The organism is Thiothrix subterranea (assembly GCF_016772315.1).
In the GTDB taxonomy this organism is placed as follows: domain Bacteria; phylum Pseudomonadota; class Gammaproteobacteria; order Thiotrichales; family Thiotrichaceae; genus Thiothrix; species Thiothrix subterranea.
On the sequence record NZ_CP053482.1, the window covers coordinates 92,399 to 117,771 of the forward strand.

General features: G+C 52.1%; 26 protein-coding genes. 14 read left to right on the forward strand and 12 right to left on the reverse strand.

Annotated elements, in window-relative coordinates:
- The 4 genes from HMY34_RS00405 to guaB form a co-directional block, all read right to left on the reverse strand.
- Positions 1-1,455, reverse strand: coding sequence for a trypsin-like serine peptidase (locus tag HMY34_RS00405; protein ID WP_202717202.1), 1,455 nt, complete (start codon positions 1,453-1,455; stop codon positions 1-3).
- A 21-nt stretch (positions 1,456-1,476) separates the two neighbouring features.
- Positions 1,477-1,812 carry a trypco2 family protein gene (locus HMY34_RS00410; RefSeq protein ID WP_202717203.1) on the reverse strand — a complete coding sequence of 112 codons (336 nt, stop codon included), beginning with the start codon at positions 1,810-1,812 and terminating at the stop codon, positions 1,477-1,479.
- A gap of 164 nt (positions 1,813-1,976) precedes the next feature.
- Positions 1,977-3,554 (reverse strand): glutamine-hydrolyzing GMP synthase, encoded by a 1,578-nt coding sequence (guaA, locus tag HMY34_RS00415; RefSeq protein ID WP_202717204.1) that lies wholly within the window; start codon positions 3,552-3,554, stop codon positions 1,977-1,979.
- A 3-nt stretch (positions 3,555-3,557) separates the two neighbouring features.
- Positions 3,558-5,018: an IMP dehydrogenase gene (guaB, locus tag HMY34_RS00420; protein ID WP_202717205.1), complete on the reverse strand. Its 1,461-nt coding sequence runs from the start codon at positions 5,016-5,018 to the stop codon at positions 3,558-3,560.
- Positions 5,019-5,164: 146 nt separating this feature from the next.
- Here guaB and HMY34_RS00425 point away from each other — a divergent pair, with 146 nt between their 5' ends.
- Together HMY34_RS00425 and xseA are read left to right on the forward strand one after the other, a co-directional pair.
- A complete protein-coding gene (locus tag HMY34_RS00425) occupies positions 5,165-5,566 on the forward strand; it encodes a hypothetical protein (RefSeq protein ID WP_202717206.1) in 402 nt (133 codons plus the stop codon).
- Positions 5,567-5,635: 69 nt separating this feature from the next.
- Positions 5,636-6,973, forward strand: a complete 1,338-nt coding sequence (gene xseA / locus HMY34_RS00430; protein ID WP_202717207.1) for an exodeoxyribonuclease VII large subunit — start codon at positions 5,636-5,638, stop codon at positions 6,971-6,973.
- On the opposite strand, the gene HMY34_RS00435 is transcribed toward xseA, so the two are convergent.
- Together HMY34_RS00435 and HMY34_RS00440 are read right to left on the reverse strand one after the other, a co-directional pair.
- Positions 6,957-7,964, reverse strand: coding sequence for a hypothetical protein (locus tag HMY34_RS00435; protein ID WP_202717208.1), 1,008 nt, complete (start codon positions 7,962-7,964; stop codon positions 6,957-6,959). The two genes, xseA and HMY34_RS00435, sit on opposite strands and share 17 nt — an antisense overlap.
- On the reverse strand, positions 7,961-8,566 hold the full coding sequence (locus tag HMY34_RS00440; protein ID WP_202717209.1) for a DUF938 domain-containing protein: 606 nt from the start codon (positions 8,564-8,566) through the stop codon (positions 7,961-7,963). Before HMY34_RS00440 ends, HMY34_RS00435 begins: the two co-directional genes overlap by 4 nt.
- 51 nt (positions 8,567-8,617) lie before the next feature.
- Here HMY34_RS00440 and HMY34_RS00445 point away from each other — a divergent pair, with 51 nt between their 5' ends.
- Entirely contained in the window at positions 8,618-9,175 is a 558-nt protein-coding gene (locus HMY34_RS00445) for a thermonuclease family protein (RefSeq protein ID WP_202717210.1), read from the forward strand.
- A 6-nt stretch (positions 9,176-9,181) separates the two neighbouring features.
- Here HMY34_RS00445 and epmB read toward each other — a convergent pair whose 3' ends face one another.
- Genes epmB through HMY34_RS00460 form a run of 3 tightly spaced genes read right to left on the reverse strand, consistent with a single transcriptional unit; the run spans position 9,182 to position 10,846 of the window.
- Positions 9,182-10,213, reverse strand: a complete 1,032-nt coding sequence (gene epmB / locus HMY34_RS00450; protein WP_202717211.1) for an EF-P beta-lysylation protein EpmB — start codon at positions 10,211-10,213, stop codon at positions 9,182-9,184.
- Complete coding sequence (locus tag HMY34_RS00455; RefSeq protein WP_202717212.1) at positions 10,200-10,592, reverse strand: type II toxin-antitoxin system VapC family toxin; 393 nt, start codon at positions 10,590-10,592, stop codon at positions 10,200-10,202. The genes epmB and HMY34_RS00455 overlap by 14 nt, the downstream gene beginning before the upstream one ends.
- Positions 10,586-10,846 (reverse strand): type II toxin-antitoxin system VapB family antitoxin, encoded by a 261-nt coding sequence (locus tag HMY34_RS00460; protein ID WP_202717213.1) that lies wholly within the window; start codon positions 10,844-10,846, stop codon positions 10,586-10,588. Before HMY34_RS00460 ends, HMY34_RS00455 begins: the two co-directional genes overlap by 7 nt.
- A 146-nt stretch (positions 10,847-10,992) precedes the next feature.
- Between HMY34_RS00460 and efp the strand changes: the two genes are divergently transcribed.
- From efp to secF, 5 genes are read left to right on the forward strand one after another with little or no spacing between them, the layout of a single operon-like run.
- Complete coding sequence (efp, locus tag HMY34_RS00465; RefSeq protein ID WP_202717214.1) at positions 10,993-11,562, forward strand: elongation factor P; 570 nt, start codon at positions 10,993-10,995, stop codon at positions 11,560-11,562.
- Positions 11,559-12,479 carry an EF-P lysine aminoacylase EpmA gene (epmA, locus tag HMY34_RS00470; protein WP_202717215.1) on the forward strand — a complete coding sequence of 307 codons (921 nt, stop codon included), beginning with the start codon at positions 11,559-11,561 and terminating at the stop codon, positions 12,477-12,479. Before efp ends, epmA begins: the two co-directional genes overlap by 4 nt.
- A 34-nt stretch (positions 12,480-12,513) precedes the next feature.
- Positions 12,514-12,843, forward strand: coding sequence for a preprotein translocase subunit YajC (gene yajC, locus HMY34_RS00475; RefSeq protein WP_202717216.1), 330 nt, complete (start codon positions 12,514-12,516; stop codon positions 12,841-12,843).
- 56 nt (positions 12,844-12,899) lie between these two features.
- Complete coding sequence (gene secD, locus HMY34_RS00480; RefSeq protein ID WP_202717217.1) at positions 12,900-14,753, forward strand: protein translocase subunit SecD; 1,854 nt, start codon at positions 12,900-12,902, stop codon at positions 14,751-14,753.
- Between the two features lie 11 nt (positions 14,754-14,764).
- Complete coding sequence (gene secF / locus HMY34_RS00485; protein WP_202717218.1) at positions 14,765-15,715, forward strand: protein translocase subunit SecF; 951 nt, start codon at positions 14,765-14,767, stop codon at positions 15,713-15,715.
- Here secF and HMY34_RS00490 read toward each other — a convergent pair.
- Positions 15,712-16,089: a YchJ family protein gene (locus tag HMY34_RS00490; RefSeq protein ID WP_202717219.1), complete on the reverse strand. Its 378-nt coding sequence runs from the start codon at positions 16,087-16,089 to the stop codon at positions 15,712-15,714. The genes secF and HMY34_RS00490 overlap by 4 nt on opposite strands.
- Positions 16,090-16,161: 72 nt before the next feature.
- Here HMY34_RS00490 and HMY34_RS00495 point away from each other — a divergent pair, with 72 nt between their 5' ends.
- The 6 genes from HMY34_RS00495 to HMY34_RS00520 all read left to right on the forward strand — a co-directional run bounded on the left by HMY34_RS00495 (position 16,162) and on the right by HMY34_RS00520 (position 23,422).
- Complete coding sequence (locus HMY34_RS00495) at positions 16,162-16,899, forward strand: class I SAM-dependent methyltransferase (protein ID WP_228287940.1); 738 nt, start codon at positions 16,162-16,164, stop codon at positions 16,897-16,899.
- Positions 16,896-18,209, forward strand: coding sequence for a TlpA family protein disulfide reductase (locus tag HMY34_RS00500; RefSeq protein WP_202717220.1), 1,314 nt, complete (start codon positions 16,896-16,898; stop codon positions 18,207-18,209). Before HMY34_RS00495 ends, HMY34_RS00500 begins: the two co-directional genes overlap by 4 nt.
- A 67-nt stretch (positions 18,210-18,276) precedes the next feature.
- Positions 18,277-19,764 carry a leucyl aminopeptidase gene (locus HMY34_RS00505; RefSeq protein WP_202717221.1) on the forward strand — a complete coding sequence of 496 codons (1,488 nt, stop codon included), beginning with the start codon at positions 18,277-18,279 and terminating at the stop codon, positions 19,762-19,764.
- Complete coding sequence (locus HMY34_RS00510) at positions 19,761-20,189, forward strand: DNA polymerase III subunit chi (RefSeq protein ID WP_202717222.1); 429 nt, start codon at positions 19,761-19,763, stop codon at positions 20,187-20,189. Before HMY34_RS00505 ends, HMY34_RS00510 begins: the two co-directional genes overlap by 4 nt.
- A 12-nt stretch (positions 20,190-20,201) precedes the next feature.
- Positions 20,202-20,543: a hypothetical protein gene (locus tag HMY34_RS00515; RefSeq protein WP_228287941.1), complete on the forward strand. Its 342-nt coding sequence runs from the start codon at positions 20,202-20,204 to the stop codon at positions 20,541-20,543.
- Between the two features lie 53 nt (positions 20,544-20,596).
- Complete coding sequence (locus HMY34_RS00520; protein WP_202717223.1) at positions 20,597-23,422, forward strand: valine--tRNA ligase; 2,826 nt, start codon at positions 20,597-20,599, stop codon at positions 23,420-23,422.
- 31 nt (positions 23,423-23,453) lie between these two features.
- On the opposite strand, the gene HMY34_RS00525 is transcribed toward HMY34_RS00520, so the two are convergent.
- Positions 23,454-24,278 (reverse strand): hypothetical protein, encoded by an 825-nt coding sequence (locus HMY34_RS00525; protein ID WP_202717224.1) that lies wholly within the window; start codon positions 24,276-24,278, stop codon positions 23,454-23,456.
- Positions 24,279-24,338: 60 nt separating this feature from the next.
- Positions 24,339-25,343: a DNA-methyltransferase gene (locus HMY34_RS00530; RefSeq protein ID WP_202717225.1), complete on the reverse strand. Its 1,005-nt coding sequence runs from the start codon at positions 25,341-25,343 to the stop codon at positions 24,339-24,341.
- Between the last annotated feature and the right edge of the window lie 30 nt (positions 25,344-25,373).

Genomic DNA, 25,373 nt, shown 5'->3' on the forward strand with positions numbered 1-25,373 from the left:
TCAACTGTATTGCTGGATTATTCGGAAAAACTCGTTTACTTGTGCGTATAAGTCTGCTTCTAAATCTGCATCTTTGTCAGCAGCTTCTAAGCCGTAGCGGACAATGGGTAGATTAGGCAAACATGTCGGATGATGCAATGCAGCGCAAACCGCCTCATCATGCAAAGGATGGGTTTTCTTCAACATATCGGTCGTTTCAATTTCAAACCGTATCAATTCAGGGTGTTTATTTTTACGGCGAGTCAACAATGTCGTATTTAATGCACGTAGATCGAACCTGCCCAATGTTTCTTTGGGTTCACTACCATGCACCCGCTTATAAGCCTTATTCACCGCCACATTGACGACCTTGATAATTTCTTTAGTATTGTCTTCAGTCTTCCAACCTACTTCCCGTAAACACTCATCATCAATCACGTAACAGCCAACAACATCGTTTTTTCCCGGTACTCGCTTCAAATCGGGACGAACCTTGTAATGAGTTGCCAACGACACTTCAACCATCATGCGGGAATATACCGCCAAGTTGTGGATATTCTGATCATTTGCCGGATTTTTTGCAGTTATCACGCCTAATAACAGACAGAGCAACGTTTTGGCATGTTCCGCACTTGCATGATCTTTTGTCATGACAGGTTCAGCTAACAAGCGTAACTTTTCGATGACAGCAACAGGATCATTTTCCACCGCTGTTTGAATACCATTCAATAGGATTGCAGCACTGGGCTGCAATCCCTTTTCAACAAAACCTGTTATCAGTGCTAGAAATAGCGGCGAATCATTGATACTGTCCAAGTAAATGCCACATTCATCAAGAAAAAATTGCTGAGTTCGATTGCTCTCAGCGTAACCAACAGCCTCGCGAAATGTAGTAATATGCTCCAGCAAGTAAGGAATAGAAACTGCGTACAAATACCGATCTATCGTCTTGTATTTAATCGTAATGACCGCACTCAGGCAACCATTAATAAAAACAGGCGCACCAGACAACCCCGCCCAGTCCCCTTCAACTTTGATCGGTGTAGTAGCAAGCAATTCAAGCTGATCAGCTTCGCAACCACCGTTCACACGCCCCGAAGCAGAAATAGCGACATGCCCTTTATCATCTTGCCCCGCCAATGGAAAACCACGACATTGATAAGCATCATCTGGTTTCGGAAAACGTTGTGCCAGTCTCGGATAAAACCTTGCATCAGCCAAAGGCGTTAAGCAGTGCAATAGGGCAATATCGTGCTCACTTGCACACGCATGAACCGCATCAGGCGTTAGCGTTTCATCAGGTTGGTCACAATAAGGCCATTGCACCAGAATACCTTTCTCAATATTCTGATTTTCGATGCTCACCACATGCAAAGCCGTCAGCAACACCCCAGTCTGAAGCGGATAGCCAGTCCCTACAAACAGCTCATATTTATGATTCCAAACATAAATACGAGCAACAAACTGCTCATCCATCTACAGCCCCCTAATCTTGTATCAGGCGATACGGGTTGCTTTCCCTGAAATTCGTGCCTTGTTAGACGTTTTAGCCTCGCCAGACTCGCTAGTTTCTGTGGAAGACACAATCGGACTCAGTTTCAGCTTAATGGTATGACTAACACTTTCTTTTTCGTTAAAACCGCCGCCGAACTTAATCACGCTGAAATTGAAACCGCCATCGGCAGTTTTGCCCTCTTCCAGCACGGTCTTCAGTTCAACTTCAATTTCGTTGACATCAAACTGCAACACCTCAGCGTTGCCAGCTTCAATTGCAGCGCTCAGATCAGCACGTAATGCCTTAATGACTTCTACCAAATTTGATTTCTGACTCATGTTCACTTCTCCAGCCCGTAAAAATTATTTTTCTTTATAGCGGCTGAACAAAGGATGCGCAAGGAAAGAATCGCTTGCAGGGCAAGCTCCTACAACAGAAGCTCGCCACTACATTCTTACTCCCCCTCTACCTCCGGGAGAGGGGGCTGGGGGGTGAGGGTCTTCTACTCCCACTCAATCGTAGCCGGAGGTTTCCCCGAAATATCATAAACCACCCGAGAAACCCCGCGTATCTCATTGATAATCCGCCGCGACAATAGATCCAGCAACTCATACGGCAAATGCGCCCAACGCGCCGTCATAAAGTCGATCGTCTCCACCGCCCGCAACGCAATCACGTAATCATAACGCCGCCCATCGCCGGTCACACCCACCGATTTCACCGGCAAAAACACCGCGAACGCCTGCGAAGTCTTGTCATACAAATCATGCTTGCGCAGTTCTTCAATGAAAATATGGTCAGCCAGCCTCAGCAAATCCGCGTATTCCTTCTTCACCTCACCCAGAATCCGCACGCCCAAACCAGGGCCGGGGAACGGATGGCGGTAAACCATTTCCGGCGGCAAACCGAGTTCCACCCCCATCACGCGAACTTCGTCCTTAAACAATTCACGCAATGGCTCGACCAGCCCCAGCTTCATGTTTTCCGGCAAACCGCCGACGTTATGGTGCGACTTAATCAAATGCGCCTTGCCGGTTTTTGCCCCCGCAGACTCGATCACATCCGGGTAAATTGTACCTTGCGCCAACCATTTCGCCGAAGTCAGCTTGGAAGATTCCTCATCGAAAATGTCGATGAACAACCCGCCAATGATCTTGCGCTTTTTCTCTGGGTCAGTGACACCCGCAAGGGCTGACAGGAAACGTTCCTCCGCATCCACCCGGATTACTTTCACGCCCATGTGTTCGGCGAACATCGCCATCACCTGATCGCCTTCGCGGTAACGCAGCAAGCCGGTATCCACAAATACGCAGGTCAATTGCGTACCAATCGCCTTGTGCAACAACGCCGCGACCACCGACGAATCCACACCACCCGACAAGCCGAGGATGACTTCATCCGTGCCAACTTTCTCACGCACGGTGCGAATGTTTTCGTCGATGATATTCGCCGTCGTCCACAACCCCGCACAACCACAAATGCCCTGCACAAAGCGTTGCAAAATGCGCTTGCCCTGTTTGGTATGTGTCACTTCGGGGTGGAATTGCAGCGCGTAGAAATGCCGCGTTTCATCCGCCATCCCCGCAATAGGCGCGGAATCGGTGCTTGCCATCAGCTTAAAGCCTTCCGGCATCGCGGTGACTTTATCGCCATGCGACATCCACACATCCAGCAACCCAAAACCGTCAGCGGTCACATGGTCTTCGATTTCACGCAACAATTCGGTGTGCCCACGCGCCCGCACTTGCGCATAGCCAAATTCGCAATGGCTGGACGATTCCACCGCCCCGCCGAGTTGCACCGCCATCGTCTGCATCCCGTAGCAAATGCCCAGCACTGGCACACCCAGCGTAAACACATTCTCAGGTGCTTTCGGCGGTTCAGCATCCGTCACCGATTCAGGGCCACCGGACAAAATAATGCCTTTCGCACCGAATGCAGCAACCGCTTCCGCTTCCACATCCCACGGGTAAATCTCACAATAAACCCCAACCTCGCGCACACGCCGCGCAATCAACTGCGTATATTGCGAACCGAAATCGAGGATCAGTACACGATCCGCATGAATATTCTGTGTCATCAATTACACCCGGTAGTTTGGCGATTCTTTCGTAATAGTCACGTCATGAACGTGGGATTCACGCATACCCGCGCTGGAAATCCGCACGAATTGCGGCTTGGTACGCATCTCTTCCAGATCCTTGCAGCCCACATACCCCATGCTGGAACGCAAACCGCCCATCATCTGGTGAATAATCGGTGCAAGCGGCCCTTTGTACGGCACACGCCCCTCAATTCCTTCCGGCACGAGCTTATCCGCCGCATTTTCCGAACCATCCTGGAAGTAACGGTCGCTAGAACCTTTCGCCATCGCCCCCAGTGAACCCATGCCACGGTAAGACTTGTACGAACGCCCTTGGAACAATTCCACCTCACCCGGTGCTTCTTCCGTACCTGCGAACATCCCGCCCAACATGACGGTATGCGCCCCCGCTGCCAAGGCTTTGGCAATGTCGCCGGAATAGCGGATACCGCCATCAGCAATCAACGGTACGCCCGTGCCTTCCAGTGCTTTGGCGATATTCATCACCGCCGAAATTTGCGGCACACCCACACCCGCCACGATGCGCGTGGTGCAAATCGAACCAGGACCGATGCCGACTTTTACCGCATCCGCACCCGCTGCCACCAACGCTAACGCCGCGTCACCCGTGGCGATATTGCCGCCAATGACTTGAACTTGCGGGAAGTTGTCCTTGACCCACTTCACCCGATCCAACACACCTTGCGAATGCCCGTGCGCGGTGTCAACAATGATCACATCTACGCCCGCCTCAACCAGTGCACGCACGCGATCTTCCGTGCCGTAACCCACGCCAACTGCCGCACCGACCAGCAATTGACCTTGATCGTCTTTGCACGCATTCGGGAAATCGGTGGATTTTTGAATGTCTTTTACGGTGATCAAACCGCGTAACTGGAATTTATCGTTAATCACCAGCACTTTTTCGATACGGTGGGTGTGCAGCAATTTGCGGATTTGGCCTTTGCTTGCACCCTCTTCCACCGTTACCAGCCGCTCTTTCGGGGTCATGATGGTGCTGACGGGCTGATCCAGCTTGGTTTCAAAACGCAAGTCACGTCCGGTGACGATACCGACCAAATCTTCGCCTTGTACAACCGGCACGCCGGAAATATTGTTGGCACGGGTCAACGCCAATACATCGCTGATCGTGGTATCCGGCGAAACCGTAATCGGGTTTTTAATAATGCCGCTTTCGTATTTTTTAACCGTGCGCACTTGATCAGCTTGCGCTTGTATGCTCATGTTTTTATGGATAATCCCCATGCCACCTTCTTGAGCAAGGGCAATGGCTAAACGCGCCTCTGTGACCGTATCCATCGCCGCTGAGAGCAGCGGGATATTCAACATAATGTCGCGAGTCAGCGGGGTTCGTAAATTGGCATCGGCGGGCAAGACCGTGGAATGTGCAGGCACGAGGAGAACGTCGTCGAAGGTAAGAGCTTCCTGAAGGATACGCATGGGGCTTATGTCCATCTGTGAGAAAGAAGCACCTCATTATAGGGTTTGACCTCCAGTCGGTAAACTGCTATCAATACGCTCCAGAGTATTTCAAGTAATTTGATATATCTCATTGACGTATTTTTTAGGAGAGGAGGAACTCATTGATGAACTTAAAAGCACTATTCGCAGCACTTGCACTGTCCCTGATGGCATCCGTTGCTTTTGCGGCTGACGACAAAAAAGCAGAAGCCAAAAGCGACAAGCCAGCGGAAGCTAAAAAAGAAGAAGCGGTTGAACTGAAAGCCGATGTTGATGCTAAAGTAAAAGCGGCTATCGAAACGGCAAAAACTGCCAATGATGCGGCGAAAAAAGCCGGTTTTGAATGGTACTGGGATAATAAGCCTGCTGGCAAACATCTGGAAGCTGCGATCAAAGCCGCTAACGATGGCAAAAACGACGATGCCATGAAAATTGCTAAAGCCGTTGAAACCGCTGGCGTACAAGGTCAAGAACAAGCAGAAAAAGCTAAAACGGCTGGCCCTGCCGCTCCCGGTGCAAAAAGCTAAACGCTGATTGCAACCAGCCAATCTTGAAAAAGCCGAGCAATGTCTCGGCTTTTTTTATACAGTTAGCGAATGCAAAACGAACGAATCACTTTCAGTGTCTCTCAACTCAACGCCGAAGTTGGGCAACGCCTGTCCCAAGGCTTCCCTGCCCTGTGGGTAGAAGGCGAAATATCCAACTTTACCCGTGCAAGCTCTGGGCATTTGTACCTCAGCCTCAAAGATGCCGGAGCGCAAGTGCGCTGTGCCATGTTCAAAGGACGCGCCTCCAGCCTGAAGCTTATTCCCAAAAACGGTTTGAAAGTGTTGGTGCGCGGCAAAGTCGGTTTGTACGAACCACGCGGTGAATACCAGTTCATTATCGAACACATGGAAGATGCCGGGGTTGGCGCATTGCAACGCCAGTTTGAAGAACTCAAACAGCGCTTGCAGGCACAAGGCTTATTCGCCCCCGAACACAAGCAAACCCTGCCCGCGTTTCCGCGTTGTATTGGGGTCATCACCTCACCGACAGGTGCGGCGATTCGCGACATCCTCAACGTATTGAAACGGCGTTGCCCACAAATTCCTGTACTGGTTTACCCCGTGCTCGTGCAGGGCGAAGGTGCAAAAGACCAAATTGCCAACGCCATCCGCCAAGCTGACAGGAAAAAACATTGTGATGTGCTAATTCTGACACGCGGCGGCGGCTCGATCGAAGACTTGTGGTCGTTCAATGAAGAAGTGGTGGCACACGCAATTTATACCTGTTCCCTGCCCATTATCAGCGGGGTCGGTCATGAAATCGACTTCACGATTGCGGATTTTGTGGCGGATGTCCGCGCACCTACGCCATCAGCAGCCGCTGAATTGGTCAGCCCCGATATGGCAGCGCTGCAAACCCACGTGCAACGGCTGCTATTCCAACTCCAACGCCATCAGCAACGGCGCTTACAGACTGCCAGCGAACACCTGCAACGTTTGCAACAACGCTTAGAAAACCAACGCCCGACCAATCGCTTACAACAGAAAGTGCAGCGCTTGGATGAACTCGATATGCGCTTACAAGCTGCCCTCCAGCGTTATTTGCAAAGCCAGCAACAGCGCGTAGCAAATCTATCCTCGCGCTTACAGTTGCAATCCCCGCAACGCCAAATACAACAGCAGCAAGTGCAATTGTCACGCTGGCAACAATACCTGCACGTATTAATCCAACAACGTTTGGAAAAAGCGCGTAACCGGCTACAAATGCAAGCGAGGCAATTACACGCCCTGAGTCCATTGGCAACGCTAGAACGCGGCTATGGCATTGTGCGCCATCAAGAAACCGGAAAAGTTGTGCGTAGCACCACTGCACTACGCCTAGGACAAACGGTTGCCACGCAACTGCCCGACGGCAGTTTTGAAAGTATTGTTACTCGCGTTCCCTAAGCTGTTCCCACGTAGCACGACGGGTTTGCCAAAACTTCCAAGCAGGCGTGGGCTGGCAATGCAAAGTACGCCCATCGCAAGCCGTCAAGCTGACTGAAAACTTGCCGGATTGCAGCCCCGCCAATGCAGGTGCAAACCAGTATTCATCCATTAAATCAAGTGTTTGTTGCCAGCTTTGCATGTCGTCACTCACACTCGGTACGTGCAAAGCATCCAGAACCAGCGCATACGTTTTGCCAGTTTCCAACCCAGCTTCCGACAGTGTGGTTGGCGCTTGATGTGGCGTATTGCTTGCCAATGCCATCACCTGACTGGTCAGCGTTATACCAATAAATCCGTCGAATGCGTTTGCGGACACGGGAACAATGGAAGCAGGATTTGCCGCCCCCCACAGCCACAACGCATTCACCGCAGGACTTTCACACGTGTGCAATAACATCTGAATTTCATTGAGTAGACGATGCCAATAACGTTTATCACCTTGTGGCAGCAGCGCAAAAATGCTTTGCCCCAAAGCTTGCGAGAGCGGCACAGTGCGCAAGCTTGCATCAGCTTGCACCCGTTCCCCCAGCAAGTACCAACGCTGCGGATGTTTGGCGACCAATTGCAAACCGTCTTCCTGCAAATGCCGATTCAGTACCGCCAGTAAGCGCGTCACCTCATCCAGCGTCAGGGATGGCAATTCCGGTTGCATCACCACGCTATCCAACCCACTTTTCAACCATACCGGATCGGCACACAACAACGCGGTTGGCGGCGGCGAACCAAAATCGGCGCAATAACGGTAATGGGCAAACGGGATTTCAGTCCCCGCCGCTTGCCCATAATCATGAAACAGCGTCGCTTCCAAGCCCTGCACCGGCACGGTAGTGATGCTGCTATTAGCACACAAACGCAATAGATTGCTGGCGGCGGGTTGAAAGGCAAAGTCTTTGCACCATAAATCCAGTGGCTGGAATAAACCGGGCAGGTAAAAATACAGTTTGATCATGCCTGCATACGCCGCTGCCACACCAATAAACGGTTATTCACCGGCATCGTGTAATCCTGTTGCAGGTGCATTCCCGCCTGTTCTGCTAACCGATTCAAATCGGCAAAATCGCGAATTCCACTGCGCGGGTCACGCATCTGCAACCATTGATCAAACCGCGCATTGCTCTCGCTGGTATATTGCCCATTATAATTAAACGGGCCGTATAGCAAGAATAAACCACGATCTGGCAATAACTTACCGACTCCGGCAAACAATGCTTCAACCGCATCCCACCCCATAATATGCACGGTATTCGCGGAATACACCGCCTGCACGTTTACTTCAGGCCAAGGGTCATGCATCACATCCAGCGGCAAGGGGTTGCGGGTATTCGGCAAATTTGCCTCATCCAACCAACACTGAATACCCGCATGATGCTCGCGTACATCGCTGATGTGCCAAAGCAAATGCGGCATCTGTGCAGCAAAATGCACCGCGTGTTGCCCCGTGCCACTGCCGATTTCCAGCACCGCCGCGCAATCCTGCAAAAGCGGCTGAATCACGGCTAAAATCGGCGCTTTATTTTCTTCACAAGCTTCAGAAAAGGGTTTTGCTGTCATCATCGGACATCCTCAGGTTAGAATTACGCCCTTATCCATGGCGCAACCATTATGAAAAAATACCTACCCATTATCCTAACTACCCTACTATTGACGGGCTGTCTCGACCGTTTTGACGCGCAGCCCGACGACAAACTGCAAGCGCAATTGCCACCGGGCGCACGCATTACCGACGACGGCACAATGTTGGCGCAAGGGCGCGTAGTCGGCGTTAGCGATGGCGACACCTTGACCGTGTTAGCCAGCAACAAGCGCACTTACAAAATTCGCTTGCAAGGGATTGACGCGCCTGAAACCAAGCAAGCGCACGGGCAAAAATGCAAAGAAATGCTCATGACCCGCGCCGTCAATCTCACCGCCGAGGTCGAAGCGTACAAACTCGACCGTTACGGGCGCGTCATCGGCAAAGTCACGGTAGAAGGCAAGGATGTGGCGTTGGAACAAATCAAAGCCGGTTGCGGCTGGCATTATGACGCCTACGCCAAAGAGCAAAGCGCTGACGATCAAGCCGCGTATGCCGCTGCGGAAAAACAAGCGCGTAAAGCCAAACGCGGCTTATGGCGCGACAAACAACCGCAAGCCCCGTGGGATTTCCGCAAGCAACAATAAGCGCAGCTAGAAAAGCGGTGTTTTGGCTTTTTCCCCCGCCACTTCACGCACCAATTTCGGCACGAGGAAACCGGGCAATTGTTGACGCATGTCATCCACCATGCGGATTGCCTCGGTTTCTGCCACCTCAAAATGTGCCGCCCCCGCCACCCGATCCAACACATGCAAGTAATACGGCAAAACGCGCTCGGCAAATAACGCCTCGCTCAACGCCACCTGTGCCTGCCCACTGTCATTCACTCCGCGCAACAGCACCGCCTGATTCAACAAAGTCACACCCGCCGAATGCAAAGCGGCTAAAGCGTGGCGCACATCATCTGCTGCTAACTCCTGCGCGTGATTGGCGTGAATCACCATCACCACTTGCTGACGAATACTTGCCAACACCTGCAAAAATCCCGCATCAATCCGTGACGGCAACACCACCGGAAAACGGGTATGAAAACGCACCCGCTTTACATGCGGAATACCGTTCAACTGTTTGAAAAATAATGCCAAGCGCTCATCAGCAAGCGTCAGCGGATCGCCCCCACTCAAAATCACTTCGCACACATCAGGATTAGTGCGGATATACGCCAACGCCCCTTCCCATTCGCCCTTCACCGGATTCGCGTCGCTGTACGGAAAGTGCCGCCGGAAACAATAACGGCAATGCACCGCACACGCGCCCGTCGTCACCAGTAACACGCGCCCGTGATACTTGTGCAATACACCATCGGCTACCAATGCCTGATTATCACCCACTGGGTCAGCGTGAAAACCGTCCACCACTTGCAACTCAGCATCCAGCGGCAATACTTGACGTAACAGCGGGTCATTCCAATCGCCCTTTTTCATGCGTGCGATATAGCTATGCGGAACCAGCAAGCGAAATTGCCGCGCCGCCTCTTCCGCTCCCTTCACCCCTTGCGGGGGAAGGGCTGGGGATGGGGGGTGCTCTTCCAACCCCAACACCTGCATTAACACCAACGGATCACGCACCGCACCCGCCAATTCACGCTGCCAAACAGTTACCGGCGTTTGTTTATAAAGCAACATAAGTAATATCCGAATGGTTGAAATCATCACCCTTGAACAATAGCGGCTCACCGGTGTACTTCGCCAGCGCATACGAACAGCAATCACCGATATTCAATGCGGCACGATGCCGCCCCTTACCAAACTGCCGCCAACCTGCGCGGGCAAGTTGCGTCTGCTCCTCGTTCATATCCACGATCTCAACCTGCAAGCGGTACAGCAGCAAATCCAGCTCACGCCCACCAGCTTCACCTTTGCGACTTTCAATCACAATACTGCATTCCAGCAAGGAAAAAGCACTCATCAAACGCTTGGGGTCATCTAAAATGGCTTTGGAAAGGGCTTCAGCTTCTGGTTCGCCCAATAAAATAGCGATAATGGCAGACGTATCAATTACCACAGGGTATTTACCCCGTGTTCGTCATAACCGAGGATGTCGTCAGCACTGCGCGTATCCAGATCGGGCAAGGCACTACAGCGCCGCGAAATGACCATAATTTCATCCAGCTTGCCATTCACTCGGCGAAAACGTTGCAGACGCTCTAATTTTTCTTCTAAAGCCATAATAATCGCGGAAGTCATATTGTAACCCGTCAGTTGCGCGATTTCGCGGGCTAACTGTTCGGCGCGTTCGTTGCGGATACTGAGTGCCATCTCACATCACCGTTGTATTGAATATAAAGGATTGTATATACAATACGGCATTATGCGACTTCATGCCAATTTCTACCTGATTTTTTATCTGGATTCCGGTTATCATAGCGGGCTATTTTAAGTTCAGATGATTTGGAGACGGACTAATGGCCACCTATGGTAGCAATGATTTAAGAGTTGGTGTGAAGATTATCCTCAATGGCGACCCTTACACCGTCGTAGACAGCGACTTTGTAAAACCCGGTAAAGGTCAAGCCTTCACCCGCGCCCGCGTCCGCAACCTCAAAACCGGGCGTACCATTGAACAAACCTTCAAATCCACCGAAACCCACGAAGGGGCTGACGTGGAAGACCGCGATATGGAATACCTCTATACCGACGGCGAAAACTGGACATTCATGGACAGCAGCTCCTTTGAACAGCTAGAAGCAGGCGCAACCGCCATGGCTGATGCCGTCAAATGGTTGAAAGGCAATGAAAAATGCGTCGTCACTTTATGGAACGGCGTACCATTACAAGTCACCACGCCCAACTTTGCCGAATTGAAAATCACCCAAACCGATCCCGGTGTCCGTGGTGATACGGCGACTGGCGGCACAAAACCTGCCACACTCGAAACCGGCGCAGTCGTGAAAGTACCGCTTTACATGGAAGAAGGCGAAATCCTCAAAATCGACACCCGCACTGGCGAATACGTTTCCCGCGTCAAAGCGTGAATCTAGCCGCTTTGCACGAACGCGCATCCCTGAACCAGCAGGTGCGCGTTTTTTTTGCCGAACGCGATGTGCTGGAAGTCGAAACCCCAGCACTTTCGCAAGCGGGTAACACCGACCCGTTCATTGATAGCTTCAGCGTCAATACACCGCACGGTTTGCGTTATTTGCACACTTCGCCGGAATACCCGATGAAACGCTTGCTGGTCGCGGGTGCGGGTGATATTTACCAACTCTGCAAAGTGTGGCGGCGTGATGAAAGCGGCAAACGCCATAACCCCGAATTCACGCTGTTAGAATGGTATCGGCTGGGTTTCACTTGGCAACAATTGATGCACGAAGTCGCCGATTTATTGCACACGCTGATTCCACACCTGCAAAAACCCCCGCGTTTTTGCAGTTATCGTGAGGCATTCCTTGAAAGCGTGCAGCTTGACCCCCATCTTGCCACAGAAGCCGAATTGTCGGCTTGTGCGCAAGCTCACGGCATCGCCATCAGCGGTGAAATGCCGGTGCAAGCTTGGCGGGATTTGCTGTTAACGCATTGTGTGGAAACGCAATTCCCTACCGACCAATTGACGTTTCTGTACCATTACCCCGCCAGTCAATCTGCGCTGGCAAAAATACAGCAGGTGGATGGGCAGGCGGTGGCGGAACGTTTCGAGGTGTATTTAGGTGCCTTGGAGCTTGGCAATGGTTATCAGGAACAAACCGATTCAGCGCAGAATCGCTTAATTCTGGTACAAGATGCGCACACTCGCGGGCATGACATCCCCGTCGATGAACGTTTTCTTGCGGCACTCGAACACGGCTTGCCAGAATGCGCAGGCGTTGCCCTCGGCATCGACCGGATTCTGCTGTGCAGGATGCAACGCGATGACCTGAAACAGGTTATCGCTTTTTCATGGGAGGTGGCATAATAGCCGCCGACAATAACAGTCAAGGAGATTGAACGTGGACTTTCTGATATCTAACGCTCATGCCGAAGGTGCAGCCGCACCCGCAGGTGGTGGCATTGAAATGTTGCTGATGATGGGCGTATTTTTCGCCATTATGTATTTCATGATTATCCGCCCGCAGCAAAAGCGTGCCAAAGAACATAAAATGATGATCGAATCCCTCAGCAAAGGCGATGAAATCGTTACCGGCGGCGGCGTGATTGGTAAAATTGCTGGCTTAGGTGATAGCTTCGTCGACCTGACAGTTGCGGATAATGTCACCATCAAAGTACAAAAACAGGCTGTTGCTTCTGTCCTGCCCAAAGGCACGATGAAAGGCGCATAAACGGTAAGTGGGGGGATTTTCCCCCTCACCTCCAACCCACACGGAATCCTATAACAATGAATCGCTATCCACTCTGGAAGTACCTCATGATCGCAGTCGTGCTGCTGATCGGGGTTATCTACTCTGTTCCCAACTTTTTTCCTTCCGAACCGGCGGTGCAATTAAGCCCTAAAACCGAACAGGCTATCGACCCGGCAACCATGCAGCGCTTCGAGCAAGCGTTACAGGCACAAGGCTTAACCATTCGCGCCAGTGAGAACAACGGTCAACAAGCCTTATTCCGCTTTGAAGACACCGATGTGCAACTCAAAGCGTCGGAAGCCTTGAAAGAAGCGGTCGGCGATCAGTTTGTGGTAGCGCTCAACCTTGCGCCCTCCACGCCAAGCTGGTTACGCGCATTGAATGCGAACCCGATGTTTTTAGGGTTAGATTTGCGCGGCGGGGTACATTTCCTGATGGAAGTAGACATGAAAGCGGCACTGGATAAGCAGATTGACCGCTATGAAGACGAATTCCGCGATTTCCTGCGCGAACAAGACATCAAATATCTGGGCATTGCCCGCGAAGGTGACACCGTACTGGCAAAATTCCGCGATGCCGCCAGCCGCGATGCTGCCAGTGCTGCACTTGGTAAGGAATACCAAAATAGTCTGCAATTCACCGCACTGCCCGACACCAATGATTTGCAAGCCAGTATTTCGCAAACCGCAATGCTGGATATTCAAAAATTTGCCCTGCAACAAAACATCACCACTTTGCGCAAGCGAGTGAATGAACTGGGCGTCGCCGAACCGGTTATTCAGCAACAAGGTGCTAATCGCATCGTGGTGCAACTTCCCGGTGTGCAAGATACCGCCCGTGCCAAAGAGATTCTGGGCGCAACCGCCACCCTCGAATTCCGTTTGGTTGATGAGCAAAATGACCCAATGCAAGCGCAACAAAGCGGGCGTGCACCGCTTGGCTCACAGATTTACAAAGAGCGTAGCGGCGATCCGATTCTGCTTAAACGTCAAGTGATGCTGACGGGGGATTACATTATTGACGCCTCTTCAGGCTTTGATGATAACAATCGTCCGGCGGTACACATTACGCTGGATGGCAAAGGTGCGACCCGTTTCAATAAAGTGACCGGCGAAAACGTTCAAAAATTGATGGGCGTGGTCTTCATTGAAAACAAAATTGAGACCAAAGAAGTCGACGGGCAAGCGGTTAAAACCAGCACGACGACTCAAGAAGTCATTAACGTTGCCCGTATTCAGGAGCAATTGGGCAAACGTTTCCAGATTACGGGATTAGATTCACCGAAAGAAGCGCGTGACCTTGCCTTATTATTGCGGGCAGGTGCATTAGCCGCGCCGGTTTATATTGTGGAAGAACGCACCGTCGGCCCTAGCATGGGTAAAGAAAACATCGAGAAAGGCTTTAACTCCAATATTTGGGGGTTTGTGGCAGTGGTGTTATTCATGGTGATTTACTACCGCGTCTTTGGCGTTATTTCCAGCGTAGCGCTGGCTATTAACGGCTTCTTCCTGTTCGCGCTGCTTTCCATGATTCAAGCAACCCTGACCTTACCGGGATTGGCGGGCATTGCCTTGACGCTGGGCATGGCGATTGATGCCAACGTATTGATTAATCAACGGATTCGTGAAGAATTACGCGCGGGTGCTTCGCCACAAGTCGCTATCAATATCGGCTATGAGCGTGCTTGGGGTACGATTATTGACTCTAACTTGACGACGTTGATTGCCGGTATTGCGCTATTTTTATTGGGTTCTGGCCCAATTAAAGGCTTTGCCGTGGTGCTGTGTTTGGGGATTTTGACCTCGATGTTCAGTGCGGTAACAGTATCACGGGCAATGGTTAACCTCGTTTATGGTTATAAACCACACCTGCAAAAATTGGCGATTTAAGGGGCTACACCATGTTTGAGTTATTTCCATTTAACAAAGCCATTCCGTTCATGCGGTACGGCAGAACCACGACGGCTATTTCACTGGCAACGTTCCTGTTCTCGGTATTCGCACTGTTTTTCTACGGTCTGAATCTGGGGGTCGACTTTACCGGCGGCACGGTGATGGAAGTGCGTTACGCGCAATCCGCGCCTATCGACACCATTCGTGAAGCCATCAAATCCACCGGCTATCATGAGGTAGCGGTGCAAAACTTTGGTTCGACACAGGATGTGTTGATCCGTTTGCCATTGAAAGAAGGCGTTTCCAGCGCTCAAGTCAGTGAGCAAATCATGAGCGTGCTGAAAACCGGAACACCCGATGTCACGCTCAGTAAGGTCGATTTCGTCGGTGGGCAAGTCGGGCAGGAACTGTATGAAAACGGTGGTTTAGCCCTGATTTTAGTCGCGGCTGGCATTATTATTTACTTGGCATTTCGCTTTGAATGGCGCTTTGCAGTTTCCGCTGCGATTGCCAACCTGCATGACGTGGTAATCATTCTTGGCTTATTTGCGTTCTTCCAATGGCAGTTTGACTTGACAGTTCTGGCGGGTATTTTGGCGGTACTGGGCTATTCAGTAAACGAATCGGTGGTCGTATTTGACCGGATTCGGGAAAACATCCGCACCATGCGCGATGAAACTATCCCGGACATTATCGACAGCGCAATTACCAGCACCATGTCACGTACCATTATAACCCACGTATCAACCCAGATTATGGTGTTGGCAATGTTGTGGTTTGGCGGCGAAGCCCTGCATAACTTCGCACTGGCGCTGACCATCGGGATTATGTTTGGAATTTATTCATCGGTATTGGTCGCCTCGCCGCTGTTACTGCTGTTCGGCTTGAAGCGCGAACACATGATTCCGCAGGAAAGCGAAAAGATGGAAGGCATGAACGCCGACGGTTCGATCGTTTAATAATCCCCGTCCACGTAAAACCACTTCCCACCCTCCTTCACAAACCGGCTTGTTTCATGCAATGAGCCGGTTTGCTCCCCTTCACGGTAGCGGGCAATGAATTCCACCGTGCCGCTGTTATCCTGTTCCCCGCCCTGCGTGGTGCGCACGATTTCCAACCCTAACCAATCCGTCGCCGGTAATTGCAGCAAGCCTTTTTTGTTCGGGCGAGTGCTGCTGTGCCAACTGCGGTGTAAATACGCGCCATTGCGCAGCACATACGCACTGTAACGCGAACGCATTAACGCTTCCACCGTGGGCGCGATTTTGCCGTCATGATACTGGCGGCAACATTGGTTATAGGTTTGTTCTGAACCACACGGGCAGTTATTCATCGTTGCTCCTGTTTGTTGTCAGCGGGGTGTATGCCACAATACGCTTTTGAATCACGGTTACGTTACCTTATTATGCCCATGCAAATCCAGAATCCGACGGCTACCACCCGTTGCAACGAACTCGACTTAATCGCCCAGCACCTACCGCTGGAAAACGCTATCGTGTTAGAACTCGGTTGCGGCAAAGCCCAAATGACACGCCGCATCGCGGAACGTTTCCCCACCGCACGCATCATTGCCACCGAAGTCGACCAAATCCAACACGCCCACAACGTCGCCCAACAACACTCCCTGAGCGAAGTCGAAGGGATACACAATATCGAATTCAAGGCAGGCGGCGCACAAGCCATTGATGCACCCGACAACAGCATTGACATCGTATGCATGTTCAAATCGCTGCACCACGTTCCCCGTGAACTCATGGCGCAATCCCTGCAAGAAATTGCCCGCGTGCTCAAGCCGGGTGGCATGGCATGGATTTCCGAACCCGTGTATGCGGGCGATTTCAACAAGATTTTACGCTTGTTCCACGATGAAAAAGTGGTGCGTGAACTCGCCTTCCAAGCCGTGAGTGATGCCGTCACTGCCGGTACATTGGAACTGGTGGAACAAATTTTCTGCAACACCGAATCGCGTTTCGCCGATTTCAACGAATTCGACGAACGCATTATTCAGGTCACGCACACCAATCATCAATTGGATGACGCGCTGTACCAAACCGTCAAAACCCGTTTTAACGCGCATGTAGGTGCAGACGGCGCACGCTTTGCTAACCCTGCCCGTTTCGATGTGTTGCGCAAACCTGTATGAACGTTTGGCTGTATCCATTCCTGATTGCCCTGTTAGTGTTTACGCCACTAAGCCACGCTAACGAACCTGATGCACTGCTGGAAATTACCGTCAGCGCTGACACCAGCATCAGCATTGCGCGGTTCGGCAATAGCGGGCAGCGCGTCTTATGGCTACCCTCAGAACAAGGGCTGGACAGCAGCAAAGCTTACCCCTTGGCGCAGCGCATGGCGGCACAAGGCATGGAAATCTGGCTGGCGGATTTACACGGTAGCTATTTCATCAGTCCGGGGCGCACCAGTCTGGATGATATTCCCGCCGCCGCTATCGCCGCTTTGATCCAACAAAGCTTGCCCGATGCGCCGCAACAACTGTTTCTGCTCACCAGCGGACGCGGGGCAGCGCTTGGCTTAAATGGCTTGCAACACTGGCAAAACGCACACCCCACGGACAAACGCTTTGGTGGCGCAGTATTGCTACACCCCAACCTGATTGCAGGCATCCCCGAACCCGGCAAGCCGGATGAATGGTTGCCCATCGCCACACAAACCCAAACATTGCTGTTTGTGGTGCAACCCGAAAAATCGGGCAGACGCTGGTATTTGGGTGAATTGCTCGACACCTTAGAAACCGGCGGCAGTCGCGTCTACGCCACCTTGATCAAAGGCGCAGGCGATGGCTATTTAACCCGCCCCGAACGCAGCGCGGATGAAATCAAGCAAGCCGATGCCTTCCCCGTGTTACTGCGCCACGCCCTGAATATATTGAGTAAGACCGAAGGCAAAACAAGTATTGTTACCGCGCAAACACCTCTGCCCAAACCCAGCAATCCAAGCGCTGAAGCGCAAGCTTCTGTTCCTAAAACCGGCTTGCAACCGTTTCCCGGCGAAAAACGTGCACCAGAATTGCGTTTAACCGCCACCGATGGCAACACCTATGACCTGAAAGATTATCGCGGCAAAGTGGTATTACTGAATTTTTGGGCGACTTGGTGTCCGCCGTGTGTGGAAGAAATCCCCTCATTGGGGCGCTTGCAACAACGGTTTTCACCCGATGACTTCAGCGTGGTCAGTGTTGATATTGGTGAAACGGCAGCGGATGTAGAAGCTTTTCTAAAAATCGTCAAAGCGGATTACCCGGTCTTGTTGGATTCGCAAGGCAGCGCGGTGAAAACGTGGGGATTACGTGCTTTCCCCACCACGTTTGTGTTGGATCGGGACGGTTACGTGCGCCTCGGCTATTTTGGCGGGCTGACTTGGGATGACAATAGCGTCATCACCACCCTCACCGAACACATGAAAATTACGCCCTTACCCACCCCAACTCCATAGCTTTATTGTGATTTGGGAGGCGTCGTGTAAACTGCGATGAAAGGCAACACCATGACAAGGATAACGCATGAACTACCATTTTGATTCTTCCGCCAATGCCGCTGAACTGCACACCGATTGCGTCGTGGTAGGTGTTTATAAACACGCCAAACTCTCGGCGGCGGCGGCGCAAATTGATGCTGCCAGCGCGGGCGCGATCAGCCAACACTTGGATTTCGGCGACTTTACCGGCGATAAAAACCGCACCAGTATGCTTTACAACCTGCCCGGCGTCACCGCCAAACGGGTGCTGCTCATCGGCATGGGCGAAAAAGACAAACTCACGCTGGAAACCCTAACCCTAATGACACAAGCAGCGGTCAACCTACTCAAAACCGCCAAAGTAAACAACGCCGTGTCATTTTTGACCGACGAAATCGCCAGCGAATACATTGAAGCCGCCGTGCGCCAATCGGTCATCGCCGTGGCTGACACGCTGTACACGTTCGACACGTACAAAAGCAAAAAAGACGATGCGCCGCGCACCGCGTTAGAAAGTTGGACAGTTGCGCACACGATTGCCGGTGAATTCACCAACCCGCTGTTGCAAGGCAATGCCATTGCCGAAGGAATGCGCGTCAGCCGTGACCTTGCCAATAGCCCCGGCAATGTTTGCACTCCCACGTATCTGGCGGATATTGCGCAAGAACTGGCGAATTCTTCCAATAAAGTCGACATCAATATCCTCGAAGAAGCCGATATGGAAGCCCTCGGCATGGGTTCATTCCTTTCCGTCTCCAAGGGCAGCGCCGAAGACGGCAAAATGATCATCCTGCAATACCACGGCGGTAATTCGGGTGATGCGCCATTTGTGCTTGTTGGCAAAGGCATTACTTTTGACACTGGCGGCATTTCGCTCAAACCCGGCAATGCGATGGATGAAATGAAATTCGACATGAGCGGTGCTGCCAGCGTGATCGGCACACTGACCGCGTGTGTCGCCATGCAATTGCCCATGAACGTGATTGGCGTGATTGCCGCCGCCGAAAACATGCCCGGCAGTAAAGCCAGCAAACCCGGCGACATTGTTACCAGTATGTCAGGCAAAACCATTGAAATTCTCAACACCGACGCGGAAGGTCGCTTGGTGCTGTGCGATGCGCTGACGTATGTGGAACGCTTCAACCCCGTTGCCGTGGTCGATATTGCGACGCTGACCGGCGCGTGTATTACCGCATTGGGCTATCACATCTGTGGCTTACTGAGTAATAACGAGGCACTCGCGGACGAAGTGCTCGCGGCGGGCAAACAAGCCAATGACGAAGCCTGGCGCTTGCCGATGGGTGAAAAATACCACGATCAACTCAAAAGCAACTTCGCCGATCTTGCCAATATCGGCGGGCCACCGGGCGGCACAATCACTGCCGCGTGCTTTTTGTCACGCTTTACCGAAAGCTACCCCTGGGCGCATCTCGACATTGCCGGTACAGCTTGGAAAAGCGGCGCAGCCAAAGGTGCAACGGGTCGCCCTGTTCCCTTGCTGTGCCAATTGCTGATTAATCGCGCCAAAGCATGACCAAAATAGATTTTTACGTCGGAAAAACCAACAGCTTGCAGGCGCGGTTATTACTCGCCTGCAAGGTGGTCATGAAAGCGCATCAGCAACAATTGCATACCTACATTCACACCGATGCGCCGACGACCAGCAGCAAATTGGATGAATTATTGTGGACGTTTAACGAACTCGCGTTCATTCCCCACGCGCTTGCGCCCACAAAAGATCAAAACGTGCGCATTTTAATCGGTCACGACCATGAACCGATGGAAAATTGCGGGTTGCTTATCAATCTTTCCAACGAAATACCCACTTTTTTCTCACGTTTTGAGCGTTTAGCCGAAATGTTAGATCAAGAAGAAGCCGTACTACACGCTGGTCGTAAACGCTACCAGTTTTACCGTGACCGGGGCTATAATCTGGACTACCATCAACTTAAGATTTAATAACCCGGAATAATGATGCGCGAAGACTTCGACAAAACCATTCGTATTCCCGTCGTTACTGATCTGGTACGCGCAGGCGACGCCGCCATTGTCGAGCAAGTAAAAAACCCCTACGCTCGCCAGCAACGCCGTCAGGTATTTGAGCAACGCCTCAAAGAACGTATCGACGAACTCAAATCCGCCACCGGACAAGACGAATATTCGGGTTTAGCCCGCGCCCACGCCATCCGCTCAGAAGGCCATCAACAAGCAGCAACACAAGCTCACAGCTCCCGCATCGACCCTTCGGTAGAAAAACACATTGATAAAGCCCGCGACGACCTCATCCGCGAGCTTTCCACTTTGTTGAAATAAGTATTTTTGCGTTATAATGCCGCTCTTTTCCGACTTCAAAAAAGTAGCGGCACATGGACAAGACCTACCAACCTCAAGACATCGAACAACGCTGGTATCAGCATTGGGAACAAAGCGGCTATTTCGCCCCGAAAGGCGAGGGCAAGCCGTATTGCATCATGATCCCGCCGCCGAACGTCACCGGCACGCTGCACATGGGGCACGGTTTCAACCAGATGGTGATCGACACCCTGATCCGCTACCACCGCATGAAGGGCGACAAAACCCTTTACCAACCCGGCACTGACCACGCGGGCATCGCCACGCAAATGGTGGTGGAACGCCAATTGCTTGCGCAAGGTGTGACCCGCCACGATCTGGGGCGTGAAGCCTTCCTCGAAAAAGTCTGGGAATGGAAAGGCCAATCCGGCGACACCATCAACCGCCAATTGCGCCGTTTGGGCACAACCCCCGACTGGTCACGCGAACGCTTTACGATGGACGAAGGCTTGTCAGAAGCGGTACGCGAAGTGTTCGTGCGCCTGCATGAAGAAGGTTTGATCTATCGCGGCAAACGCTTGGTGAACTGGGATACCGTGCTGCACACCGCCGTTTCCGACCTTGAAGTCGTGTCTGAAGAAGAAAACGGCAATATGTGGCACTTCCGCTACCCGCTGGCGGATGCGGCGGGCAATGCCACCGACGAATTCCTGATCGTTGCCACCACGCGCCCGGAAACCATGCTGGGTGACTCCGCCGTAGCGGTGAACCCGAAGGACGAGCGTTACCAGCATTTGATCGGCAAAAACGTAGTGCTGCCGCTGGTGGGACGCTTGATTCCGGTGGTGGGCGATGATTACGCTGACCCAGAAAAAGGCACGGGTTGCGTGAAGATTACTCCGGCGCACGATTTCAACGACTATCAGGTGGGCAAGCGTCACAACCTGCCGCTGATCAATATTTTCACCATTGATGCCTGCATCAACGATGTTTCACCGGAAAAGTATCAAGGGCTGGAACGCTTTGCGGCACGTAAGCAAATCGTTGCGGACATGGATGCGCTCGGCTTGCTGGATAAAATCGAAGACCACAAGCTGATGGTTCCGCGCGGCGACCGTTCTGGCACGGTGATTGAACCGTACCTGACCGACCAGTGGTACGTGGATTTGACCCGCGAAACGCTGGACGACGGGCGACCTGGCGGCAAAACCGCGATTGCGCAACCCGCGATTGACGTAGTGGCGAGTGGCGAAGTGCGCTTCATTCCGGGCAACTGGGTGAACACCTACAACCATTGGATGAACAACCTCGACGACTGGTGTATTTCACGCCAATTGTGGTGGGGGCATCGCATTCCGGCGTGGTATGACGAGGTGGGTAATGTCTATGTAGCGCGTTCCGAAGAAGAGGTGCGCAACAAATACAACCTGCCTGCTGACCTTGCGTTGCGTCAGGATGAGGACGTGCTGGATACGTGGTTCTCCTCCGCGCTGTGGCCGTTTTCTACGCTCGGCTGGCCGAATGTGGATGATGAAGCGTTGAAAGCGTTTTACCCCACGCAGATGCTGATGACCGGTTTCGACATCATCTTCTTCTGGGTGGCGCGGATGATCATGTTCGGCAAGAAATTCATGGGCGATGTGCCGTTCCGCGACGTGTACATCCACGGGCTGGTGAAGGATGCGGACGGGCAGAAAATGTCCAAATCCAAGGGCAACGTACTCGACCCGCTGGACATTATCGACGGCATCGACCTCGAAGCACTGGTTGCTAAACGCACCAGCGGCATGATGCAGCCGCAACTTGCCGCCAAAATCGACAAAGCCACCCGCAAGCAATTCCCCGATGGCATTACCCCGCACGGCACGGATGCGCTGCGCATGACGTTTGCCTCGTTCGCCACGGCTGGGCGCGACATCCGTTTCGACATGCAACGGCTGGAAGGCTACCGCAATTTCTGCAACAAGCTGTGGAACGCAGCGCGTTACGTGCTGATGCAGTGCGAAGAGCAGGATACCGGGCTGGACGATACTTTGCCGGTGGAATTATCGGCGGCGGATCGCTGGATCATTTCATTGCTGCAACAGACTGAGGCGGAAGTCGCTGACCACATCGACAACTACCGCTTCGACCTTGCTGCCAAGGCGATGTATGAATTTGCGTGGCACGAATACTGCGACTGGTATCTGGAGCTGACCAAGCCGATTTTGGGCAAAGCCAACGACAACCAAGCTGCCAAACGTGGCACGCGCCGTACCTTGGTGCGCGTGCTGGAAGCCGCGTTGCGCCTGATGCACCCGATCATGCCGTTCATTACCGAAGAAATCTGGCAGAACATCAAAGGCTTGGCGGGCGTGTCCGGCGATTCCATCATGCTGCAACCCTACCCCGTCGCCGACACCGCGCTGGTTGATCAGGCAGCACTGGCGGAAATCGAATGGGTGAAAGCTTTCATCATGGGCATCCGCCGCATCCGTTCCGAGATGGACATCAAGCCGGGGCAAGTGCTCGACGTGCTGCTGCAAAATTGGAGCGACACCGACAAGGCACTGTTCACCACCAGCGAAGCGTTTGCGCGGACGCTGGCGAAAGTCGGCAATGTAACGTGGCTGGAAGTGGGTGCGGATGCGCCGGAATCGGCTACGGCACTGGTTGGCGAAATGCAAATCCTGATCCCGCTGGCGGGGCTGATCGACAAAGATGCGGAAATTGCGCGTTTGAGCAAGGAAATCGAGAAGCTGCAAAAGAACCTCGGCGGGCTGGAAGGTCGGCTGAATAATCCAGCGTTTGCGGACAAAGCTCCGGCAGCAGTGCTGGAACAGACGCGCAAGCAGGCGGATGAGCAGCGGGCGGCGTTGGGGCAGTTGGTGGGGCAGTTGGAGAAGATTCGGGCGTTGTGATTAATTAACTGAGCACAAACACCCCCCACTTCTACTGGGTTTGTTCAGTCAGCTCTGAACAAACCTCGTCCACATTAGACTCGCATGAAGATAGAATATATTTTTGTCCATTGAACTCATAACTAATGGTTGCAGAAAACTCCTTAGACTGAATTTCTCCATTTTTCTTCACTACAACATCGTACAATCCTGTATTCTTAAGCACAAAATCATAAGATGCCTCCCAATCAGTATCAGCGTCTGCACCACCATTGTCTTCTCTGATGTTTATATCTAAAACATTATGAAAAGAGTCTCCTAATTTTGTGTAGATAGACACACTGTCCGTTGTTCGTCCATGGTTCATGAAGCTGCCAGCTATAGGAATACCAAATTTATTATCACCGATGGCTTTAGTTCCTCCAAAATCTTCTTTATCAAAACTTCCCCAAGCCCCACTTGGAGAAGATGCTATGTCAGAAGTTATCAGCTTCCAACCAGCTTCTTTTTTTTCAAATTCAAAAAAACTTAAATATGGCGCACAGGCATGACAACTTCCCCCCAAATCACCGGAAACCATAGCAAGAACATAAGTTTCTCGGTCTCTATACGGTAAATTATATTCACCAATGAGTTCATGAGGTGGACGACATGGCTCATCTATGCAGAGTTCTGGATGCTGATCCCAGTTATGTTTTTCTAATGATGTAAAGGCAAGCATCTTCGCCTGCTCAAGATTCCATGAACCTTTAATATCAACAGGTTCTTCTATAGTTCTAGGGTTGTAATACGTAAAAACACTCCACCCAAGACCCAATATGAATGCAGCAATCGCAGCAACCCATGAAATTTTTTCTAAAGAGGAACGCTCGCTCATTAACTACCTCATAAAACAATCAAACTACTAAGTGCTGACAAACATAGCACAGACAGCCATTCACGCAAACAACAACTGCTGCCCCACCCGCTCCGCCGCCAACCCCGCCAAATCAACACTTTTGCGGTTCAAAATCGCATTGTAGGCACGGCGAACCTCCTGTTCCGCAGGGCTATCCATAAACCGCAGCACCGAAGCGGCGACATATTCCCGCTCCAACTCGAAGCTGAGCCATTGCCGATCCAGCGTTTCCGCCACCGACCCCGTGGTATTCGACCCGCCAAAAATATCCACCACCAAATCCCCCGGTTCGGTCAGGAACTTGATGAAAAACTCCGGCAACTTGGCAGGAAACCGCGCCGGATGGCTTTTGACCCCCAGCAACTTGCAGCCGGATAGATACCCGCCATTCGATTCCGTATTGGGAATTTGCAGCAGGTTGGACGGAATAGCCCCGCCATTGTCCTTGCCAAAACTGCTCGAAATGTCATGCCCAGACGGACGTTTCGCCGGGGTATAAAACGCCTCCGGTGCTTCCAGCAGCTTTTTCATGCGCGAACTGTATTCCGCCAACACCTTGCTGACATCCGCCTTCGGCCATTCCGTTTTGCTGAACCACCAGACCGTATTTACCGAATCCTTCGCCCGCAACTTGCGCTTGTTCACCCACTCAATCGGGCTGGGCAGCTTCGACGGGTTGTACCAATAAAAATCTTCCGCCAGCGTAAACCCCAACTCATCGCAAAACTTCAGCAACACCCGGAAATTGTACAAACTCCGCGCAGGCACACCCTTCTCATACGCCCCGCCCAAATCCAGCACAAAACTGCCATCCGACTTCAGCTTCTGGAACACCAACTTGCCAAACGCCGCCAGCCACTCCACGTATTCATGCTGATCCTTGTTGCCGTACTCCTTCTTGCGTTGCAGCGCAAACGGCGGGCTAGTCATCACCAGATTCACGCTCCCATCCGGCAACTTCGCCAGCATCTCCAACGAATCGGCACAATACATCGCACCACGCGCCGAATGGTAGGCAGGCTGGATACCAAGATCAAAAAGCATGGGGCTATTCCTTAAGCAAACTGTTTAACT

Excerpts from the sequence above, each read along its gene's own strand:
- HMY34_RS00435 (WP_202717208.1), bottom strand. The coding sequence starts at position 7,964 with ATGATCAAACTGTATTTTTACCTGCCCGGTTTATTCCAGCCACTGGAT.
- HMY34_RS00515 (WP_228287941.1), top strand. The coding sequence starts at position 20,202 with ATGATGCGCGAAGACTTCGACAAAACCATTCGTATTCCCGTCGTTACT.
- guaB (WP_202717205.1), bottom strand. The coding sequence starts at position 5,018 with ATGCGTATCCTTCAGGAAGCTCTTACCTTCGACGACGTTCTCCTCGTG.
- efp (WP_202717214.1), top strand. The coding sequence starts at position 10,993 with ATGGCCACCTATGGTAGCAATGATTTAAGAGTTGGTGTGAAGATTATC.
- HMY34_RS00425 (WP_202717206.1), top strand. The coding sequence starts at position 5,165 with ATGAACTTAAAAGCACTATTCGCAGCACTTGCACTGTCCCTGATGGCA.
- HMY34_RS00510 (WP_202717222.1), top strand. The coding sequence starts at position 19,761 with ATGACCAAAATAGATTTTTACGTCGGAAAAACCAACAGCTTGCAGGCG.
- HMY34_RS00440 (WP_202717209.1), bottom strand. The coding sequence starts at position 8,566 with ATGACAGCAAAACCCTTTTCTGAAGCTTGTGAAGAAAATAAAGCGCCG.
- HMY34_RS00460 (WP_202717213.1), bottom strand. The coding sequence starts at position 10,846 with ATGGCACTCAGTATCCGCAACGAACGCGCCGAACAGTTAGCCCGCGAA.
- HMY34_RS00505 (WP_202717221.1), top strand. The coding sequence starts at position 18,277 with ATGAACTACCATTTTGATTCTTCCGCCAATGCCGCTGAACTGCACACC.
- secF (WP_202717218.1), top strand. The coding sequence starts at position 14,765 with ATGTTTGAGTTATTTCCATTTAACAAAGCCATTCCGTTCATGCGGTAC.
- xseA (WP_202717207.1), top strand. The coding sequence starts at position 5,636 with ATGCAAAACGAACGAATCACTTTCAGTGTCTCTCAACTCAACGCCGAA.
- HMY34_RS00410 (WP_202717203.1), bottom strand. The coding sequence starts at position 1,812 with ATGAGTCAGAAATCAAATTTGGTAGAAGTCATTAAGGCATTACGTGCT.
- epmB (WP_202717211.1), bottom strand. The coding sequence starts at position 10,213 with ATGTTGCTTTATAAACAAACGCCGGTAACTGTTTGGCAGCGTGAATTG.
- HMY34_RS00525 (WP_202717224.1), bottom strand. The coding sequence starts at position 24,278 with ATGAGCGAGCGTTCCTCTTTAGAAAAAATTTCATGGGTTGCTGCGATT.
- HMY34_RS00490 (WP_202717219.1), bottom strand. The coding sequence starts at position 16,089 with ATGAATAACTGCCCGTGTGGTTCAGAACAAACCTATAACCAATGTTGC.
- HMY34_RS00495 (WP_228287940.1), top strand. The coding sequence starts at position 16,162 with ATGCCCATGCAAATCCAGAATCCGACGGCTACCACCCGTTGCAACGAA.
- secD (WP_202717217.1), top strand. The coding sequence starts at position 12,900 with ATGAATCGCTATCCACTCTGGAAGTACCTCATGATCGCAGTCGTGCTG.
- HMY34_RS00520 (WP_202717223.1), top strand. The coding sequence starts at position 20,597 with ATGGACAAGACCTACCAACCTCAAGACATCGAACAACGCTGGTATCAG.
- guaA (WP_202717204.1), bottom strand. The coding sequence starts at position 3,554 with ATGACACAGAATATTCATGCGGATCGTGTACTGATCCTCGATTTCGGT.
- HMY34_RS00500 (WP_202717220.1), top strand. The coding sequence starts at position 16,896 with ATGAACGTTTGGCTGTATCCATTCCTGATTGCCCTGTTAGTGTTTACG.
- HMY34_RS00445 (WP_202717210.1), top strand. The coding sequence starts at position 8,618 with ATGAAAAAATACCTACCCATTATCCTAACTACCCTACTATTGACGGGC.
- HMY34_RS00530 (WP_202717225.1), bottom strand. The coding sequence starts at position 25,343 with ATGCTTTTTGATCTTGGTATCCAGCCTGCCTACCATTCGGCGCGTGGT.
- HMY34_RS00405 (WP_202717202.1), bottom strand. The coding sequence starts at position 1,455 with ATGGATGAGCAGTTTGTTGCTCGTATTTATGTTTGGAATCATAAATAT.